The organism is Sinorhizobium saheli, assembly GCF_001651875.1.
GTDB classification, from domain to species: Bacteria; Pseudomonadota; Alphaproteobacteria; order Rhizobiales; family Rhizobiaceae; genus Sinorhizobium; species Sinorhizobium saheli.
In genome coordinates this window covers 1-18310 of sequence record NZ_LNQB01000087.1, presented here as the reverse complement: position 1 = coordinate 18310, position 18310 = coordinate 1, and the positions used below count along the sequence as shown (strand labels likewise).

General features: G+C 63.9%; 17 protein-coding genes and 2 pseudogenes. 6 read left to right on the top strand and 13 right to left on the bottom strand.

Features of this window, described 5'->3' with window-relative positions; genetic code table 11:
* Window positions 1–53 precede the first annotated feature (53 nt).
* From ATB98_RS30570 to glgX, 3 genes are all read right to left on the bottom strand, one after another.
* A complete protein-coding gene (locus ATB98_RS30570; RefSeq protein ID WP_066877607.1) occupies window positions 54–302 on the bottom strand; it encodes a DUF2934 domain-containing protein in 249 nt (82 codons plus the stop codon).
* Window positions 278–535 (bottom strand): hypothetical protein, encoded by a 258-nt coding sequence (locus ATB98_RS29565; RefSeq protein WP_084435682.1) that lies wholly within the window; start codon window positions 533–535, stop codon window positions 278–280. Before ATB98_RS29565 ends, ATB98_RS30570 begins: the two co-directional genes overlap by 25 nt.
* A gap of 133 nt (window positions 536–668) precedes the next feature.
* The gene (gene glgX, locus ATB98_RS22305; RefSeq protein ID WP_066877605.1) at window positions 669–2750 is read right to left on the bottom strand and encodes a glycogen debranching protein GlgX; all 2082 of its coding nucleotides are present in this window, start codon (window positions 2748–2750) and stop codon (window positions 669–671) included.
* 231 nt (window positions 2751–2981) lie between these two features.
* Between glgX and treZ the strand changes: the two genes are divergently transcribed.
* The gene (gene treZ / locus ATB98_RS22300; protein WP_234781987.1) at window positions 2982–4772 is read left to right on the top strand and encodes a malto-oligosyltrehalose trehalohydrolase; all 1791 of its coding nucleotides are present in this window, start codon (window positions 2982–2984) and stop codon (window positions 4770–4772) included.
* Between the two features lie 92 nt (window positions 4773–4864).
* Here the strand turns inward: treZ and ATB98_RS22295 are convergent, their stop codons facing one another.
* Window positions 4865–6070: a ZIP family metal transporter gene (locus ATB98_RS22295; protein WP_202879857.1), complete on the bottom strand. Its 1206-nt coding sequence runs from the start codon at window positions 6068–6070 to the stop codon at window positions 4865–4867.
* The gene (locus tag ATB98_RS22290; RefSeq protein ID WP_066877601.1) at window positions 6067–7212 is read right to left on the bottom strand and encodes a multicopper oxidase domain-containing protein; all 1146 of its coding nucleotides are present in this window, start codon (window positions 7210–7212) and stop codon (window positions 6067–6069) included. The genes ATB98_RS22295 and ATB98_RS22290 overlap by 4 nt, the downstream gene beginning before the upstream one ends.
* A 181-nt stretch (window positions 7213–7393) precedes the next feature.
* Here ATB98_RS22290 and mntR point away from each other — a divergent pair, with 181 nt between their 5' ends.
* Together mntR and ATB98_RS22280 are read left to right on the top strand one after the other, a co-directional pair.
* Window positions 7394–7849 (top strand): manganese-binding transcriptional regulator MntR, encoded by a 456-nt coding sequence (mntR, locus tag ATB98_RS22285; RefSeq protein WP_066877599.1) that lies wholly within the window; start codon window positions 7394–7396, stop codon window positions 7847–7849.
* A gap of 149 nt (window positions 7850–7998) precedes the next feature.
* Entirely contained in the window at window positions 7999–8703 is a 705-nt protein-coding gene (locus ATB98_RS22280) for a UdgX family uracil-DNA binding protein (RefSeq protein WP_084435680.1), read from the top strand.
* 9 nt (window positions 8704–8712) lie between these two features.
* Here ATB98_RS22280 and ATB98_RS22275 read toward each other — a convergent pair whose 3' ends face one another.
* Together ATB98_RS22275 and ATB98_RS22270 are read right to left on the bottom strand one after the other, a co-directional pair.
* The gene (locus ATB98_RS22275; RefSeq protein WP_066877595.1) at window positions 8713–9429 is read right to left on the bottom strand and encodes a glutathione S-transferase; all 717 of its coding nucleotides are present in this window, start codon (window positions 9427–9429) and stop codon (window positions 8713–8715) included.
* A gap of 26 nt (window positions 9430–9455) precedes the next feature.
* The gene (locus tag ATB98_RS22270; protein WP_066877593.1) at window positions 9456–9737 is read right to left on the bottom strand and encodes a DUF3175 domain-containing protein; all 282 of its coding nucleotides are present in this window, start codon (window positions 9735–9737) and stop codon (window positions 9456–9458) included.
* Between the two features lie 116 nt (window positions 9738–9853).
* Between ATB98_RS22270 and ATB98_RS22265 the strand changes: the two genes are divergently transcribed.
* Window positions 9854–10390 carry a cupin gene (locus ATB98_RS22265; RefSeq protein WP_066877591.1) on the top strand — a complete coding sequence of 179 codons (537 nt, stop codon included), beginning with the start codon at window positions 9854–9856 and terminating at the stop codon, window positions 10388–10390.
* On the opposite strand, the gene ATB98_RS22260 is transcribed toward ATB98_RS22265, so the two are convergent.
* Window positions 10391–10606, bottom strand: coding sequence for a hypothetical protein (locus tag ATB98_RS22260; protein ID WP_066877589.1), 216 nt, complete (start codon window positions 10604–10606; stop codon window positions 10391–10393).
* A 166-nt stretch (window positions 10607–10772) separates the two neighbouring features.
* Between ATB98_RS22260 and ATB98_RS22255 the strand changes: the two genes are divergently transcribed.
* Window positions 10773–11102 carry a hypothetical protein gene (locus tag ATB98_RS22255; RefSeq protein WP_066877587.1) on the top strand — a complete coding sequence of 110 codons (330 nt, stop codon included), beginning with the start codon at window positions 10773–10775 and terminating at the stop codon, window positions 11100–11102.
* A 179-nt stretch (window positions 11103–11281) separates the two neighbouring features.
* Here ATB98_RS22255 and ATB98_RS22250 read toward each other — a convergent pair whose 3' ends face one another.
* Window positions 11282–12298, bottom strand: a complete 1017-nt coding sequence (locus ATB98_RS22250) for a chemotaxis protein CheB (RefSeq protein WP_066877585.1) — start codon at window positions 12296–12298, stop codon at window positions 11282–11284.
* A 294-nt stretch (window positions 12299–12592) separates the two neighbouring features.
* On the opposite strand from ATB98_RS22250, the gene ATB98_RS22245 reads away from it, so the two are divergent.
* Window positions 12593–16090 carry a chemotaxis protein CheB gene (locus ATB98_RS22245; protein WP_066877583.1) on the top strand — a complete coding sequence of 1166 codons (3498 nt, stop codon included), beginning with the start codon at window positions 12593–12595 and terminating at the stop codon, window positions 16088–16090.
* Between the two features lie 79 nt (window positions 16091–16169).
* Here the strand turns inward: ATB98_RS22245 and ATB98_RS22240 are convergent, their stop codons facing one another.
* From ATB98_RS22240 to ATB98_RS22230, 4 genes and pseudogenes are all read right to left on the bottom strand, one after another.
* A complete protein-coding gene (locus ATB98_RS22240) occupies window positions 16170–16433 on the bottom strand; it encodes a hypothetical protein (RefSeq protein WP_066877581.1) in 264 nt (87 codons plus the stop codon).
* A gap of 392 nt (window positions 16434–16825) precedes the next feature.
* Window positions 16826–17005, bottom strand: a pseudogene (locus ATB98_RS30120) (hypothetical protein); the annotation flags it as partial.
* Window position 17006: 1 nt separating this feature from the next.
* Window positions 17007–17597, bottom strand: a pseudogene (tssI, locus tag ATB98_RS22235) (type VI secretion system tip protein TssI/VgrG); the annotation flags it as partial.
* Window positions 17598–17622: 25 nt separating this feature from the next.
* Window positions 17623–18012: a hypothetical protein gene (locus ATB98_RS22230; RefSeq protein ID WP_066877579.1), complete on the bottom strand. Its 390-nt coding sequence runs from the start codon at window positions 18010–18012 to the stop codon at window positions 17623–17625.
* Window positions 18013–18310 lie beyond the last annotated feature (298 nt).

The window sequence follows — 18310 nt, the reverse complement described above, 5'->3', positions numbered from 1 at the left end:
AGGTGGGCCGCGGCCTGTCGCGCCGGCCGCCGTTGTCGTTCGGCCTTGGTCGTTCAGCCTTGTCCGGCGAGGCGGGTCGCCCGCGCGGAATTTCCGTTGCGGCCCCGTGACGGGGCCCTCACAGCCTCCGCAGCGGGTTCACTTCGGTCCTTCTCAGCCCCGTCGCCGCTGCCGTCATGCTGTCCTTGCATTTCTCTCGAGGCCTGCTCCCAGTGCCGATGATGCTCGCCTTCCGGGCGGCCCTCCTGCTCCCAGATCGCGTAGGCCCGGCGCCTGATCAGTTCTTCCTTTTCGTGTTCCATGTCCCTTCCTCACGGTTCGTCGCCATCAATGGCGAAAATGCAAACGGTACGACCGTCCATTTGTTCCATGCTTGCCGCGGACTCCAGTGCTGGGGCGGCTGCGGATTCTCATCGGGGTTGGGAACAGGCGCCTCGTCCGGCAGGCGGTCGGGTTCAGGCTCTTCGATCGGCGGCTCAGGCTCCCAGGGCGGCGGCGGATGCGGCGTCGGTTCCGGTTGGCGCGGATTTGGCATTTTCACCTCCCATTTTCATGGAAATCGCGTGCGCGAACACGGGCGTCTTATCGGACAATCCCGACGGGGAGCGATTGTTCCGCCAATATGCGCTTGAACGGTTTTGCGAAGCAGGACTGCCGGCGCGCTTTCGTCACGTATGCGGAACGAAGGCAACGACGCTCTGCGCCGGAATGAGCTCCCGATCCGCTGCGGCGCGCGCGCCGAATGCATCCTCGTCCGCGGTGCTGAGCACGCGCTGCCATCCCGCGCCTTCGCTCTGCGGAAGTGCAATCTCCCGATCGTCGCCGGCATTGAGGACCAGGAATATCTCGCCGTCGGGCCCGGTCTCGCCGGCGGTGATGCGGCGAAACCACACACCTACCAGCCGCAACGCGCCGTCCTGCCAGGCCGCTTCGTCCATAGGGCCGCCGTCGGCCTTGTACCACGCGAATTCGACACGTCCGTCTTCGTTGGGCTCGCCGTCGAGAAACCTGTCCTGACGCATGATGGGATGTTTCTTGCGGAAGGCGATGATCTTGCGACAAAAATCGAGGAACCCGTCGTCGGTTCGGCTCCAATCGATCCAGCCGATCTCGTTGTCCTGGCAATAGGCGTTGTTGTTGCCGCCCTGGCTGTTGCCCAGTTCGTCGCCGCCCAGGATCATCGGTACGCCCTGGCTCGTCATCAGCGTCGCAAGCATGGCGGCGCGCCGCCGCCGGCGGGCTTGGTTTATGCCCGCATCCTCGGTGGCGCCCTCGGCGCCCATATTGTCCGAATGGTTGTCCCCGTGGCCGTCGCGGTTTTCTTCGCCATTGGCCTCGTTGTGCTTCTCCCGGTAGGAAACCGCATCCATCAGCGTGAAGCCGTCATGGGCGCTCAGGAGGTTGATCGACGAGGTCGCGGCGCGGTCCGAATGCCGGAATTGCACGGGCGAGCCGAGGATTCGCTCGGCGAGCACCGGGATCATGCCGGAATCGCCTTTCCAGAAGCGGCGGACGTCGTCGCGGAACCGGTCGTTCCATTCGCGGAACGGTGGCGGGAAGCCGCCGAGCTGATATCCGCCATGGCCGATATCCCAGGGCTCGGCGATGAGCTTGACGCCGGCGAGGATCGGATCCTGCCGGATCGCGTCGAAGAAACCGCCTTCGCGATCGAACTCCATGGATTCGCGACCGAGCGCGCTTGCGAGATCGAAGCGGAAGCCGTCGATATGCATGACGCCGACCCAATAGCGCAGGCTGTCGAGAACCATGCGCAGCACCATCGGATGGGCGACGTTGAGCGTGTTGCCGGTGCCCGTCATGTCGTAGGTGTGGCGCGGTTCCTCCGGCGACGGACGGTAATAGCTGAGATTGTCGAGCCCGCGGAAGCTCAAGGTCGGGCCCTGCTCCGACCCCTCGGCCGTGTGATTGTAGACGACGTCCATCAGCACTTCGATGCCGGCGGCATGGAACCGCTTCACCATCGTCTTGAATTCGGTGATGCGGCCGCCGCTCAGATAGCGCGGATGCGGCGCGAAGAACCCCAGCGTCTGGTATCCCCAGTAGTTCCTGAGATTGCGGTCGAGCAGATAACGGTCGTCGAGGAAATACTGCACCGGAAGCAGTTCGACGGCGGAGACGCCGAGCTTGACCAGATGGTCGATGATCGCGTCGCTCGCCATTCCGAGGAAGGTGCCGCGCAATTCCTCCGGAACACCCGGATGGGTCATCGTCATGCCGCGAACATGGGTCTCATAGATGATCGTTTCTGTCCAGGGGCGGCGGATCGCCTCCTCGCCGTCCCAATCGAAGGCGGGGTCCTGCACGACGCCTTTGACCATGAAGGGGGCGCTGTCGCGCTCGTCGAAGGAGACGTCGGCCTCCGCGGCGCCGATCGTGTAACCGAACAGTGCGTCATCCCATGTAAACGCCCCGGCGATCTGCTTGGCATAGGGATCGAGGAGCAGCTTGTTCGGGTTGAACCGGTGGCCGTTATGCGGATCATAGGGACCATGCACCCGGTAGCCGTAAAGCGTCCCCGGGCCGATTCCCTCGATATAGCCGGACCAGACATCGCCCTCGCGTCTTGGCAGCGGCAGGCGCGCCACCTCCTCGCTGCCGTCTTCGGAAAACAGGCAGAGCTCGATCTTTTCGGCATGGGCGGAGAAGACGGCGAAATGCGTTCCCCGCCCGGTATATTCGGCACCGAGCTCCGGCTTCATGAAATCCAATTCGGTAAAGGCCACATTCATCCCTGCATAGCCTCCCGCTGCAAGTGTTCAAAATCGTCCATGTTTTTGAGTCCCGGTCGCTTCCCCCGGATCGTCGTCGCGATCCAAGCCTGAACAGCGATGAGGCAACGTGGAAGGGCGACATTTGTTCCTCTCGGCGTCCCAAGGGATCGAGCAGGTACGGGAACTTCTCCGAGCCATGCCAGTTTCTCATCTTCCGTTTGACGACGAGCGACGATGCGAGGACGAACAATGCCGGTGCGTTTCAAGAGAAGCTGGGGTGCCGATTTCACCGCCCCCGACAAAGCACGATTCCGCTTATGGGCCCCCGACGAGCGGGATGTCCGCCTTGTCCTCGACGGCGCCGAGCATGCGATGCAGCCGGGCGACGACGGCTGGTTCGAAATCACCGCGAAAGCCCGGGCGGGCGACCGCTACTGGTTCCGGCTGTCAGACGGCACTGCCGTGACCGATCCCGCCTCCTCGGCCCAGGAAAGCGGCGCCTCCGGCGCATCTGTACTCGTCGATCACTCTGCCTATGATTGGAAAACCGACTCCTGGCGTGGGCGACCGTGGGAGGAGACGATCATCTCGGAGATCCATGTCGGCGGCTTCACCCCGGAAGGCACCTTCCGCGCCGCGATCGCGCATCTGCCGCATCTGGCCCGCGCCGGCATCACCGCGATCGAGCTCATGCCGGTCGCGCAATTTCCGGGCGGCCGCGGTTGGGGCTATGACGGGGTGCTGCACTATGCGCCGCACAACGCCTACGGCACGCCGGACGATCTGAAGGCGCTCGTGGACGCTGCCCATTCGCTCGGCCTCATGGTCCTGCTCGATGTCGTCTACAACCACTTCGGCCCGGAGCATAACCATCTCGCCCGCTATGCCACGCGCTTCTTCAACAAGGACCGCCCGACGCCCTGGGGTGCCTCAATCGCCTTCGAGGAGCAGGCCGTCCGGCGCTATTTCATCGAGAATGCGCTCTATTGGCTCGGCGAATTCCGCTTCGACGGCCTGCGCTTCGATGCCACCGACCAGATCCGCGACACGAGCGAGCGGCATTTCCTGGTCGCGCTGGCAGAGGAACTGCGGCAGACCTTCGCCGACCGTGAGATACATCTGGTCGTCGAGGACGCCGATCGCCGCAGAAGTCTGCTCGCGCGCGGCCCGGACGGCGCTCGCGTGCTCTTCGACGCGGCCTGGAACGACGACTTCCACAACGCCCTGCATGTGATTGCGACCGGGGAAACCAAGGGCCACTACCTGCCCTTCGCCGAAGACGCATGGGGCAATCTCCTGGAGGCCATGACCACCGGCTTTGCCCTGCCCTCGAAGGAGGACAACTTCGCTCCCTCGCCCGCCGATGCGCCGGTGGCGCCGCAGGCGCGCGTGCACTTTCTGCAGAACCACGACCACATCGGCAACCGCGCCTTCGGCGAACGCCTCACCTCGCTCGTGAAGGAGGAGCGGCTCCGCGTCCTGACGGCCATGCTGATGCTCATGCCGCAAATTCCGCTCCTCTTCATGGGCGAGGAATATGGGGAGACACAGCCTTTCCATTTCTTCTGCGACTACCAGGGCGAGATCGCCGATGCCATCCGGCTGGGGCGCCGGGACGAGGCCGAGAATTTCGGTGGCATTCCGCAGGGGAGGACAGCCGACGATTTGCCCGATCCGCTGGCCCCGGAGACCTTTGAAAACTCCAAGCTGCGCTGGAGCCGCGCCGAGAGCCCGGCAGGCAGGCGGCGTCTCGCGCTCATAGGCGAACTCGCGGGGATCAGGCAGCGGCATATCGTGCCTCTGCTGGTCCGCACCGCCGTCCCGGACTTCCGAACGATCGCGGGGGCCACCGGCGTGGTCGCCATCGACTGGCAATTCGGGGCGGCTTCGCTCGAGTTGCGGATCAATCTTTCGGAGCACAGGAAGGCCATTCCGGCATTTCGCGGGACGCCGATCTTCACCAGCGGGGAGCATGGTCGGACGACGGACCCGCCGCGCGAACTTGCCGGCCCCGGCATCATCGCCGCCATCGCGTCTTGAGCAGCCTGGCCGATATCGCCCAAGCGTTGGCTATCGACGAATTGCATCCGCAATGGCCGCACGAACCCTGAGCCGTCAGGAGGCCGGCGAGCTCAGATCTTCACCAGCATGGCCGTCAGGTACATGAATGCGACGCCCGATCCGGCTCCGGCCAGCACCGGCGTCGTAAGCAAACCCGCAAGCCGTTCCTCATTGGCCCGTGTCAATGCGGCGGACACCTCGACGATGACCTGAAGGATGGCTCCGGCGCCGATCGCCAGCGCGAGCGCCGACCAGTGGGGGGCATAGGCGAGGCTGCCCAGCCATATGCCGAGGACGGCCGGTCCGCCAGCCAGGAGCGCGAGGGCGGCAAACCGCGAGAGCGGCGGCCGCGTCTTCAGGATGGGGGCCGCAATCGCAATGCCTTCGGTGATGTTGTGCAGCGTGAAGCCCATCACCAGGAAGGTGCCGAGGCCCGCTGCGCCGGCGGCAAAGGCAGCGCCGATGGCCAGACCCTCGCCGAGATTGTGGAGACCGATGCCGAGCGCGATATAAGTGGCGAGCGCAAGACCGCTCGGCCGCCGCTCGCGTCGCGAGATGGCCATCAGGATCAGGAATGCGGCGGCGGCGGCGAGGATCACCATCGCCGAGCCCTGGAACAGCGGCGCCGACGCGGCGGCGAATTCGAGGGCCTCCTCGATCGTGTCGATCAGCAGGAAGCCGAGCAGGCCGATGGTCATCGCCAGCAGGAAGCTCATCATCCACGGTCCGGCGCCCCGCAGCGCCGGATAGAACATCAGGCCGATCGCCACCGGCAGGATGCCGACGAAGGCACCGAGCAGCGCCTGCGACGCGAGCGCGCCGGAGGTTGCGACCGGCGTCGCGATGGCGACGGGTATCTCGTGCTCGAAGGTCGCGCCGGTATTGGTGACCAGGGTGACGTTGTGGGCCTCTCCCAGCACCCATGGGAAGGGCACCGAGATCCATGCGGTGCCGGCTCGCTCGATCGGTCCTGGCGGGGTCTGTTCGAACTGCCAATAGGCCGCATCCACCTGCACCTGGGCGATATGCATGGCTTCCGAACCGCCGCCCCGCACAAGCAGGCGCAAGCCGTCCTGGTCGAGGATCGTGCGCTCGACCGTCAGGTTCTCGACGGGCGGCGCGCCGTTGTTGAAGCCGGCAAGCGGGTCGGCGGCCACGAGCCACCAGAGTGCCGCGGCAAGCACGACAAACGGCGCTACGAGCCACAGCAGGCTTGCCCGAGGAGCGCGCTCGTCCGCGACGACCTTGGTATTCTCGACCACCACTCGCTCGTTCATGATACGGCCTCGACGACATCGAACATCCCCATCCAGCCGAGTTCGGTGAATTCGGACTGGTGGGCGTGGAACATATAGAGGCCAGGCTCATGGTCCTCATCGGCGAAATTGAACTCGATAATGCCGCGCTGCGCCTGGCACTGGGTGATGAGATCGACGGTCCTCAGCGTCGGCGTTAGCGTCGTTCCCTGGTCGAAATAGTCGAAGAAATTCGCATGCAGGTGGAACGAGTTGATCGGGTCGAACTCGGTCATGTTGATGAGATAGATGCGGACGGGCCGGTTGCGGACCACCTTGATCGGCTGCTTCGCATAGCAATGCGCGATGGTGTTGCAGGCGTAGAACTCGTTCTCGCCATCGAAATTGGTGTCGAAGGCGTTCATCACCATCGCCAGTTCCTGCCACTCGGCGTTCTCCGGCGTGCCGAACAGGCGGGAGCGCGCGACATCGGCAAACTCAGGACGCTTCTCCGGATCGGGGTCGATCACGAAGATGCCATACATGCCCTTGTGGATATGTCTCGCAAGCGGCAGCGCATGGCAGTGGTAGAGGTGGCAGCCGAAGGGCTTGGCGTCGAACTCGTAGACGAACTCCTCGCCCGGCTGAACCACACCGGCGCGCGGCACGCCGTCCATCCGCGCGGCGTGAATTCCGTGGAAATGCATCGAATGCGGATGTGAGCCGTAGTTCTTGAAGACGATCCGCAACCGGTCGCCTTCGGTCGCCCGAAGTGCGGGACCGGGAACGCGACCGTTGAAAGTCCAGGCGGGGAACATCACGCCGGGCGCGATCTCGATCTCCTTGTCCTCGGCCGTCACCTCGAAGGTGCGCAGGCGCCGACCGTCGGGCAGCATCGACACCTCGCCGGTGTACCAGTCCGTCAGCATGGCGGTCGGATCGAAGCCGTTGCGGGCATTGTCGACATCGCCGACGGTGATCATGGCGCCGTGCGCCGTTGCATGATTTGGCGTCGCCGGAGTGCCGCCGCCGGCGGGATCGTAGCCGCCGTGGCCGGCGTGGCGCTGCGGCATGCCCGACTGGCCGAGGGTTTCGCGGGCGGTTACAGCGGCCCCCGCCGTGGCGACGAGACCCGCGCCGAGGAAACCGCGGCGACTGACGAGAGATGGTAACCAGCGGCGCATCGTCGATTCCTTATATAGCACGTTCGCCTAATAGAAGCACAATGCCTACAATATAGCAATGGCTATAATGATGAATGTCAAGACGCGCCCTTCCCTTCGCCCAATGTGAGGAATCGTAGAGCGTTGCAATATGGTATAGCCACGGCTAAGATTTCCTCTGGGAAGTGCAGAAGGAAACCGCATGTCCATCAAGCCGACAGCAGAGACTTTTCAGGGTGTGCTCGTTGACGCCGACGCGCAGGTCGAGAGCTTTCGCCAGACGCGCATCAGCCGGAGAACCGAACTCGTCGAGGACTATGTCGAACTGATCGCCGACCTGATTGCCGACGGCGGCGAGGCCCGCCAGGTCGACATCGCCCAGCGGCTCGGCGTCGCGCAGCCGACCGTCGCCAAGATGCTCAAGCGTCTTGCCGCAGAGGGACTGATCCAGCAGAAGCCCTATCGCGGGGTCTTTCTGACCGCCGAGGGCAGCGAACTCGCCGAGCGGAGCCGGGAGCGGCATCAGATCGTCGAGAGCTTCCTCTGCGCCCTTGGCGTCAGCCCGGCGACCGCACGCATCGATGCCGAAGGCATCGAACATTACGTCAGCACCGAAACGCTGCAGGCATTCAAGTCATACCTCAACAACCCGAGATGAACCCGTAGTCGAGGACCGGCGAGAGCTCGGGCGGAACATGGCCCTGGCCTCGCGGTTAGAGCATTGTGCAGTCAGGTGGAATCACCTGACGTCGCACAAATGCGGCAAAAACAAACAGATGGAGCGGTGGCGCGAACGCATGTGAGTGCATCCCGCTCCAGGCCCAGGCGGAAACGAGGAGATCGGGAGCGAGGAAATATCCTCGACACGAGATGCCGAGAGAAGCGGCGAAAACGGGTCCGGCACTCTCCGGCGACCATGCCGACGCGCCGACGCTCACCGCCCTTCGGCGCCAGGCCGAGGGCTGCGAGCGTTGCGACCTTTACAAGAACGCCACGCAACTCGTCTTCGGCGAGGGAGCGGCGGATGCTCGCATCGTGCTCGTCGGCGAACAGCCGGGCGACCGCGAGGACCTCGCCGGGCACCCCTTCGTCGGTCCCGCGGGCCGGGTGCTGGACGAATGCCTGCACGAGGCCGGCATCGACCGGTCGGACTGCTATGTCACCAACGCCGTCAAGCACTTCAAGTTCGAGCAGCGCGGGAAGCGCCGGCTTCATGCGCGCCCCAATGCCGGCGAAATCGAACGCTGTGCCTGGTGGCTGGGCGCCGAGCTCAACCAGCTTCGCCCCGAAATCGTCGTTGCGCTTGGAGCGACCGCGCTGTTGTCGCTGCTGGGGCGACGCGTCGGGGTGACCAGGAACCGCGGCGAGTTCATCACCACCCCTGGCGGTTACCCCGTGCTCGTCACCATTCATCCGTCCTATCTCCTCAGAATTCGTGACAGGGCCGACGCCGACGCGGAACGCGCTCGTTTCGTGAGCGATCTCACGAGGATCGCAGACCGGGTCGGTTGACCGCCGCAATCATCGATCGAGTTCGGGATAATGCCGGAACACGCAGGATTCGTTGAAGGGAAGCCGCCGGTCGGAAACGAGATAGCTGCGGATCCTCGGCCGTGCCGAGACCGCATCGTGCAGCGCGACCAGTGCGGGGATATTCGCCTCGAGGGACCGCATCGCCCGCGGGAAGGCATAGCGAAGCCCTTCGATCACCTGGAAGAGCGAGAGGTCGACGTAGCTCAGCCTGTCGCCGACGATATGCGCGTCTCCCATCGGGTTATGGCCGAGGACGCGCTCGAAATAGCCGAGAAATTTCGGCAGGCGCTCGGAGAGGAAGTCCGCCGACCGCCGCAGCGCCTCCGGCTTCTGTTCCTCGTAATACAGCGAGACGCCGATCGGGTGGTGGGTATCGTGAATCTCGGCAACGAAATCGGTGACCGTCAGTTGCATACCGTTGGCGACGTAGCGCAGCTCTTCGTTCTCCGGCGCCAGCCCGAGCTTCGGCCCCAAATAGAACAGGATGTTGGCGACGTGCGATATGACGAGGCGGCCCTCGACCAGGAACGGCGGCGCAAAAGGAGCCGCCGGACTGCCGGCATTCTTCATCAGCCTCAGCATCTCGCGCGTGCCGCCTGGCGCGCGGGCGGCATCGACATAATCGGCGCCCGCCTCCTCGAGCGCGAGGCGCACGAACTCGCCGCGCCCGGGAATGCCATCCCAGTAATAGAGCGTGTAGGTCATGAAGGCACCCCCATAGCTGCAGGTATCTACTTGGGCTCTCGGCCGAAGTCCTTTCTGAGCTCGTTCTTCGCCTGTTCGAGCACGTCCTTTTGCCGGCGGTCCAGTCCGGCGCCGGCCCGGTTGATGTAGAACGTCAGCATGGACATGGCAGAGCGGAAGGCACTCGATTTGCGGCGCTGGCTTCGCTCGGCGGAGCGCTTCAGCGAATGCGCGACGAGCTTCGGGTCATCCGACTTGAAGACCCCGGGCTCGAGGTCCAGTGCGTCGCTGCGCTCGGTCACCTCCTGCGACCATTCGGCTTTCTTCATCGTCGTCGCTCCATGGTTCCCAATGCAACGCTCCGACCTATCTTCAACAGCATGGAGGCGGCGTTCGTTCCCGCCTCCTTCCGAAAAGGGCGTCGTAGACGCCTCGGGAGAGACCGATGAATGTCGACGAACTCATGTTTGCAGAAAGCGACGGCGTGCCAAACAACCCGCACCTGCCGGTTCTCGTTTATCAGCGTGCGATCGACGTATCGCACGAAGGCGCAATACGCATCGAGCAACGCTTCCGCGCCAATGGCTGGCAAGGCCTCTGGCGCAACGGCGTCTTCGGCTACCACCACTATCATTCCTACGCGCATGAGGTCCTCGGCATCGCCGCGGGCAGGGCCACCCTGCTGATCGGCGGTCCGGGCGGACGCGAGCTGGAGGTCGTCGCCGGCGACGTCGTTCTGCTTCCCGCCGGAACCGGCCACCGCCGGCTCGAGGCGAGTAGCAATTTCCTGGTCGTCGGCGGCTATCCGCCCGGACAAGATGCGGACATTCAGCGATCATCGGCGACTGAGGCCGATCGCCAGGCGATCGCTTCGGTGCCGCTGCCCTGCCTCGATCCCGTGCTCGGCGCCAATGGCCCGGCCGTGACCGTATGGCGGAACGCTCCGGGTGCTGCGGGGGGGGCCGCGGAGGAGCAAGGCTGATCAGCGCAGCCAGACGGGCACATCTGAGGGCTGCCGACACCCGGGCGCCCGCTCTTTCCAACCGAGCGTCTCCCAGGCGAATTTCTGCGCAGCGACCTGCGCCATTTCCTTCGTCGGATAGATGTCCGGAAGCAGGTATTCCTTGTCGCCGCACGACAGCAGCGCCTTGTGGCTCAACAGATCGAAATGAAGCTCGAGATTTTCTTCGACATGCATGGAACCACCCTCCCCACATGGCGACATATGGCGCGAAGAAAAACGAGAACGGCGGCGGGAAGTTCCGAGCGGCCGCAAAAATGCTCCAGCGTATGGCACCGCTTTATCGGACGGGATGGAACTTCGTCCGCGGTCGGGAGTTTGTGAGCCTCATGGGAGGCCAGTCATGAGTAGCAACAAGCACGAAAAGCCACGATCATCGGTTGCGGCGCGACCGCTCGACCCACCGAGTATCGACGAGCCGGTCGATGCATGGGAACGCGACCAGGCAAGCCCGCGGCCGGGAGTGAAGAGACAGCTCGACGAATTGCGCCAGCGCATCGACGCGCTCGAGTCGGAGATCGATGCGATCGCAACTGAGGCCCATACCGCCGTCGGGACGCTGCCGGGCGCCGACCGGCTCGAGACCGCCAGAGACGTCGTCGCCGAAAAGCGCAACGAGATCCAGCGCCTGACGTACCGCCTGCGGGAAATCGAGCAGATGCTTGCGCCATAAGGTTCTTGGCGATCTCCTAAAAGACGGTCATCCAGACGCCGCGCCAGAAGAGCGAAACGGCATCGTCCACGTCCTCGCGCCGACGACCGACGTGCCTCCCGGTTTTCGTGAGGACCGGCCGTCGAACGATGGCCGGCGGGCGTCTTTCCTTGGGCCATTTCTCTTGGCCCGGCGCCGCATCAGGAGCCGGCGCTCTTACCGGATTTGCCTGGATCAGCGCCCTTGCCGAGAAGCACCCGTCGTAAGGTTTCCGCATACTCCCGACCCTCCTTGGCCCGCCGCTCGTTTGCCGCGGCCGCCGCCTGGAGGCCGCTGCGCCGCGCATCCTCAGCCATCTTCTGGCTGAGCGTCGTCCGCTCCTCGATGATGCGCAACGCCAGTCTCAAGGCCTCGTCCACCGTCCCTTCATTCTCTGACTCCAGCGCGTCGGAGGTAAAGGCATGGCCCACCTGGCAGCGGAACCGCAGCGGTGGCCAGCTTTTTATCTGCGAGAGCACGCCGCCGCAGGATGGGCAGGAGATCGGCACCGCATCCGCGATGCGGCCGATCACGTCCGCATCGACCCGGCGCCCGAGAGCAATGTCGACTTCCAATTTGATATCCGGCGGCACTTCCGGCCGCGGCCCCGGCGTTTCGCATGTCAGCTTCAAAAGCAACGCCGCGAGCTCCCCGAGCGGAGCTCGGTGATCGACGTCGCTTGCCCTCAGTGCCCCGAGCGGCATGTCCGGCGCAGCAGCATCGGTGGGGTTCTGGACCACCGTGACGCCGCCGCAGCGTTTCAGGTCGGCTAGACCCGCCGCCCCATCGTTCAACATGCCGGTGAGGACCACGCCAATGGCGCGCGGACCGTAGCTTGTTCCCGCGGATCGAAACAGCGGGTCGACGGCCGGTCGGGACAGGTTTTCCCGCGGGCCTCGGCCAAGTCTCACGACGTCGTCGACGACCAGCAGATGATGATCCGCGGGCGCGACGTAGACCTGGCCGTGCTTGACGCGCTCGCCATCAACCGCGGTTCTGACCGGAATCGCCGCGTGCATATCCAGAATGTCGGCAAGCAGGTTGTTGCCGCGCGCGCCGACGTGAATGACGACGAACACGGCGGCTGCGAAGTCGGAAGGAAGACCGTGAAGCAGGTGTTTCACCGCCTCCACCGCCCCAACCGAACCCCCTATGGCTATTACGTCGCGGCGGCTCATGGCGTGCTTCCGTTTGATGCGTAACGCGCCAGAGTCGTATAAGTTCGACGCGCCGTCGCAATGACCGGGAAGGCTGCGCGCCTGAATGCGGGTTGCCATCGACAGCTGGCGGAAACCATTGAGCATTTCCGGGCGGCGGCCTTGGCGTCAACGCGTCGCCTGATATAAGAAGCCTGTCGCCGGGGCTTCGTTCGGTATAAAATATGAGCCTGCTTCAGCGATCGGTGATCGCCAGACATCCCGCCATGATCGGAAGAATTGCTGGCGGCGAAATCAGTTGGGGGAAGGTGAAGCATGACGCAGGAAGCGGATCCGCCGATTGTGGGAATCGGAGCCTCCGCCGGTGGTGTCCAGGCCCTGCGGGACTTCTTCAAGCACATTCCCGACGACACCGGTGCGGCCTTCGTGGCCATTCTCCACCTCGACCCCGACGTGAGGAGCGAACTCGCCGACATTCTGTCGATGCGGACGAAGATGCCCGTCACGCAGGTCGAAGGCGAGGTCGGGCTGGAAAGCAATCATGTTTACGTGATTGCTCCGAACACGCGGCTGAAGATCGCCGACGGCACCATATCCGCACTTCCCTTTGAGGAGGCCCGGGGGCACCGAGCGCCGATCGACCTGTTCTTCCGGTCTCTTGCCGAGCAACACGGGACAGCCTTTGCCGTGATTCTCACCGGCGCGGGCGCCGACGGGGCAATAGGCGTCAGGGCGATCAAGGAGGCGGGCGGCATCGTGCTCGTACAGGATCCGCACGATGCCGAATATTCGTCCATGCCCGACAACGCCATTGCGACCGAAACCGCAGATTTCGTCTTGCCCCTCCCGGCCCTTTCGGAGCAGCTCGCGGACCTCCTGGCCAACCGCACGCAGCTCCCTCCTGTTCGCGCCACCCGCGCCGGCGACGAAGACATGCTTGGCCGCATTCTGGCGCATGTCCGGGTTCGCACCGGGCACGACTTCTCCCAGTACAAGCGGGCAACCATCCTGCGCCGCATCGGCCGGCGGGCGCAGGTTCTGAGGAAGGAAACGCTGCCCGAATATTATGCCCACCTGCGTGATAACCCGGAGGAGGCGCAGGCACTCTTCAGCGATTTCCTGATTTCGGTGACGACCTTCTTCCGCGATCCGGCGGCCTTCAACACGCTTGCGCAACACGTCATTCCGCAACTGTTCGATGGAAAGGAGGCCGGCAGCAGCATCCGGGTCTGGGTGCCCGGCTGTGCGACCGGCGAAGAGACCTATACGGTCGGCATCCTCCTGCTCGAGGAAGCCGCCAAGCGCGACTTCACCCCGGATATCCAGGTCTTCGGATCGGACCTGGACGCCGGAGCCCTGGCGTTCGCACGGGAGGGGCGTTTCCCGGCGACCATTGAGAACGATCTTTCGGAAGAGCGCTTGCGCCGCTTCTTCCAGCGCGAAGGCGACCATTACCGGGTCCGTCGCGAACTTCGCGACGTGGTCCTTTTCGCCAGCCACAGCCTGCTCAGAGACCCGCCCTTCTCGCATCTCGACATGATCTCCTGCCGCAACTTGTTGATCTACCTTGATCGGCAGCTTCAGCAGCAGGTATGCAGCACCTTTCATTATGCCCTCAATCCGGGCGGCTTCCTGTTCCTCGGCTCATCGGAGAGCGCCGATACGCCGGCCGGGCTCTTCCGTACCCTCGATCGGGACGCGCGGATCTACCGCTCCATAGCGATCGGCAACGAGCGACGTCCGACCCTGCCTGTGCTCCTCGGGCCGTATCACACGACGGAGCGGGCACCCGCCGTCGCGCGCCCGTCATCGCCGGGCACCACCTATAGCGATGCGGCTCTGCACCGGCAGATGCTCGAGCGGATCGCGCCCCCGAGCATGCTGGTCGACGAAAACCATCGGGCGATCCACCTTTCCGATAATGCCGGCAGATTCCTGCGCCCGTCAGGCGGGCCGGTCAGCATGGATGCGTCGGATCTGGTCCGTGACGAGTTTCGATTCGATCTCCGCGCGGCGCTCCATCGCGCCTTCGAGCGGAACGAAGCAACGCTGAGCATGCCGATCCTCGCCCGCTTGGAGGGGCAGCCGCGGCGCATCTACCTGCAGGTGAAGCCGGTCCGGCACGACGACGAGCCGACACGGCATGCCCTGGTGCTGTTCATCGAGGGCCAGGCGGTCGACAATAGCGCGACCGAAGTCGAGACGCCGGACGGACATCCCGCTACCAACGAAACAATTCGGCAATTGCAGGAGGAACTGCAGCTCGCACAAAGCCGGCTGCGGGCGACGAGGGAGGAATCGGAGGCCGCGAACGAAGAATTACGCGCCGCCAATGAAGAGCTGCAGTCGATGAACGAGGAATATCGCTCGACGGCAGAAGAGCTCGAGACCAGCAAGGAGGAGCTGCAGTCGATCAACGAGGAACTGCAGACGGTCAACAACGAACTGAAGCTGAAGCTCGAAAGCGTGTCGCGTGCCCACAGCGACTTGCAGAACCTGATGGCCGCCACGGACGTCGGAACGCTTTTCCTCAACCCGGCACTCAGGATCAAACGGTTCACGCCGCGGCTGATGGAGATCTTCAACGTCACCGCGAGCGACGAAGGCCGGCCGATCACCGACTTTACGCATCAGCTCGAATACGAAGGCTTGGCCGATGACGCGCGCGCCGTACTCGAAAGCCTTGCGCCTGTCGAACGCGAAGTCAAAAGCCGCAACGACGGCTGGTACCTGGTGCGGATGCGACCCTATCGGACCATAGACGACAAGATCGATGGCGTCGTGGCGACCTTCGTCGACATCACCGAGCGGCGCCACGCCGAAGAGGTGGCAAAGGAGAGCGCACAGCGCCTCAACCAGGAGATGCGCCTGGTCGATTTGTCCCGGTCGCCGATATTCGTCTGGGATTTCGACGACGGGATAATGCAATGGAACCGCGGCAGCGAGGCGCTTTACGGCTATACGAAGGAGGAGGCGCTCGGACGGAGCAAGGAAGGCTTGCTCAAGACCGCGGTGCCCGGCTCGTCCTTCGCAAAGCTCCGGCAATCCCTGATTGAAAACGGCCGCTGGAGCGGCGAGTTGCACCACACCACGAAGAGCGGCCATGTCCTGACGGTGGAGAGCCACATCGAGCTCATGCCGCTCGGCGACCGCCGTCTCGTTCTCGAAAGTACCCGCGACATCACAGACCAGAAGCGCTGGGAGCGGCGTCGCCAGCTCCTGCTCGGGGAACTCAGCCATCGCGTGAAGAACACGCTCGCCGTCGTGCAATCGCTGGCGCGTCAGACGATGCGCACCACGGCCTCGCCCGAAGATTTCGTCGAACGCTTCGATGGGCGCCTTGCGGCGCTTGCAAACGCCCACAACCTGCTTGTCGAGTCTGAATGGGCCGGCGCGGAGTTGGGTGCGCTCGCCCTCGGTCAGCTCCAGGCCTATGCCGGCGGCGATCGGCGGAGACTTCGCATCAAGGGCGAGCCGGTCATGTTGACGCCGGAGCTCGCCACTCCCTTCGGCCTGGTGCTCCACGAACTCGCGACCAACGCCGCCAAATACGGCGCCTTCTCGACCAAGCACGGGCGTGTCGCGCTCACCTGGGACGTCAGTGAGCGAACCGAAGGCCGACACCTGACCGTCACCTGGAAGGAATCCGGTGGCCCGCCGGTCAATCAGCCGAAGGAACAGGGATTCGGCGGCGTGCTGATCGAAAAAGGTCTGCCCGGCAGCGTCGTCCATCGGCAGTTCCAGTCCGACGGCCTCGTTTGCACGATCGAGATCGAGCTGCCGGAGAACCTGGAGGACGAAGCGAGCAAGTGAATCTGCCTTTGCCGCAGCGCGAGCAACGCGCAAGGGCTGCCGCGACCTCCGCTCTCCGCAAGGTCACCCGCGCCGCGGATCAATGGCGATGGATGAACTTGCAGAAGCGGCTCGTCTGCCCGTCGTCGGTCAGGTCCTGATGAAGAAACGCAAGGTTTTCCTTCTCGAAGATCTGGAAGAACTCTTCCCAGGAGATTTCCTCCAGCGTCTCCTCCGGCTTGCCGAAATCGATGCGAAGGATGCCCCCGTTTGGTGCACCCTTGACGCGCGCCGGATGGCCCTCACGGGCCTCCACCCAGCTGCGAATCGTATCATGGTCGATCGTGGTCATCGAAGCGGTCATGGGAAGCTCCACTGCCATCGCCGACCCCGTCGAGGCGGGCTGCAACGCCCGGGCCGTGAACGCGACCGGCTTCATTAATGGGACACGCAGGTTGGGCGCGGATCGAGCACGCTCCGCATCCTGCCCTGCACCCATAATCGATCCGGGCGGCGATTGTTCCGCCGTGTGACTGGGGGCGTGGGTTGTGGCTGGGGAAGACTAATCTCACATATCGGGATGTTCAATCCGTTCCCACCTTGCGCCGTCAAAACGAAAAATATTCTTCTGACCTGCACCCAAAGCACGTCTGCGACAGCTCCAGCGCAAAAAATCTAGTCACCTCGCAAGACGGGGTCGCGTCTCCTCGCGCCATGCGCGGTGCCTCGAAGTTCCAGTCGGCCGGCCCGCTAGTGCGAGCCGGCGAGTGCCGTGCCGGCATCGGCGCGGGGGCTGGCGCCGGCCACCACGCCCTCGCGGCTGCCGAGGCCGCCAGCGATCTGGCCGGCCCGGGAGAGGAGCCCGGCGGTGTGGCCGGAAAGTCCCTGGACGGCGCCCATCAGCGCCATCGCCATCGGGCCGGTCCCGCCGACCATNCTCGACGGCGCGGTTGGCGCCGATCGAGGCGACCTCGTGGCGGTCGATGCGCTTGGTGCGGTCGTTGAGGACCCGCGTCGTCTGGTCCTTCTGGGCGTGGAAGAACTGGTTCTCGCGGCCCGCCTCGTCCTCGAAGGTGATCTCGTTGAAGCCCTGACCCTTGTGGGTGTTCGAACGCAGCACCATGCGCGTCTTGTTGGCCGGCAGATCATAGGGCACCGGATTGGCCGGGTTCGGCACCACACCGGTCACCAGCGGCCGGTCTGGGTCGCCGTCGACGAAGGCGACCATCACCTCCATGCCGATGCGCGGGATCACCTAGGCGCCCCAGCTGCCGCCGCCCCAGCTTTGCGCGACGCGCACCCAGCAGGTGTCAGAGCCGTCCTTCCTGGCCTTGCGGTCCCAGGGAAACCACAGCTTGATGCGGCCGTATTTGTCCGGGTGGATTTCTTCGCCCGGCGGGCCGGCGACGATCGCCACTGGCGTGCCTTCGATGCGCGGCCGCTTCGTCTACCGGTGCGGCGTCATCGGCACGCGTGCCGGCACCGCCTCGAATATGTTTACATATTCCGGATCGTTGGAGTTCGTCTCTCATGAAACATCAGTTCCGTGCGGATCATTGGAACGAGATTCTGTCAAATTTTACGACTTTGTCGTCCCATAGCCCCTTTTGAAATGCAGTTACGGTGTGGGCTTCCACGACAGCCTCGTCGAGCCGACCCGTAGTCAATCCTAGATTCTGGAAGAGGACGGCTCCGACATTTACTACGGCTCCCCCATTCCTTGCCTCTAGATAACGAAGGCATTCAAGACCATCGTCCACAAAGAACTGAATCTCTTCGAATCTGACATTCTCCACCTCGCGGTAGAACTCTATCTCTGATAGAACTCCTGAGCGGTAGTAAAGAATCGGCAAACCCTTCGACCTCACTTCTCTGGTGCTACGTATGCCTTGTCTTATTTGATCAGGACTGCCGACGATCGACGCAACGTCGGCCGGCGTCATTCCAAATCTCAGTGGGCCCGCCCCAACGAAAGAAATAACATCCCAGTCCATTACGAGCCGCTGCGCCACGAGCAACCTGCGAAACTAAGCAAACGAAATGTGCTTGAAGCGGCCTATCCGGTCGTCCCAGAGGCCCTTGGCGAAGGCCGTTACCGAATGATCTTCTCTTACGCCCTCGTCAAGACGACCCGTACTGATACCAATTTTCTTGAAGAAGTTGAACCGCGCCGGGTTTGCCGGAGGCCGGTTGGTTTAAGTTATGCGGCCATGGCTGGCTCGTCCAGCATGGCGTAATACT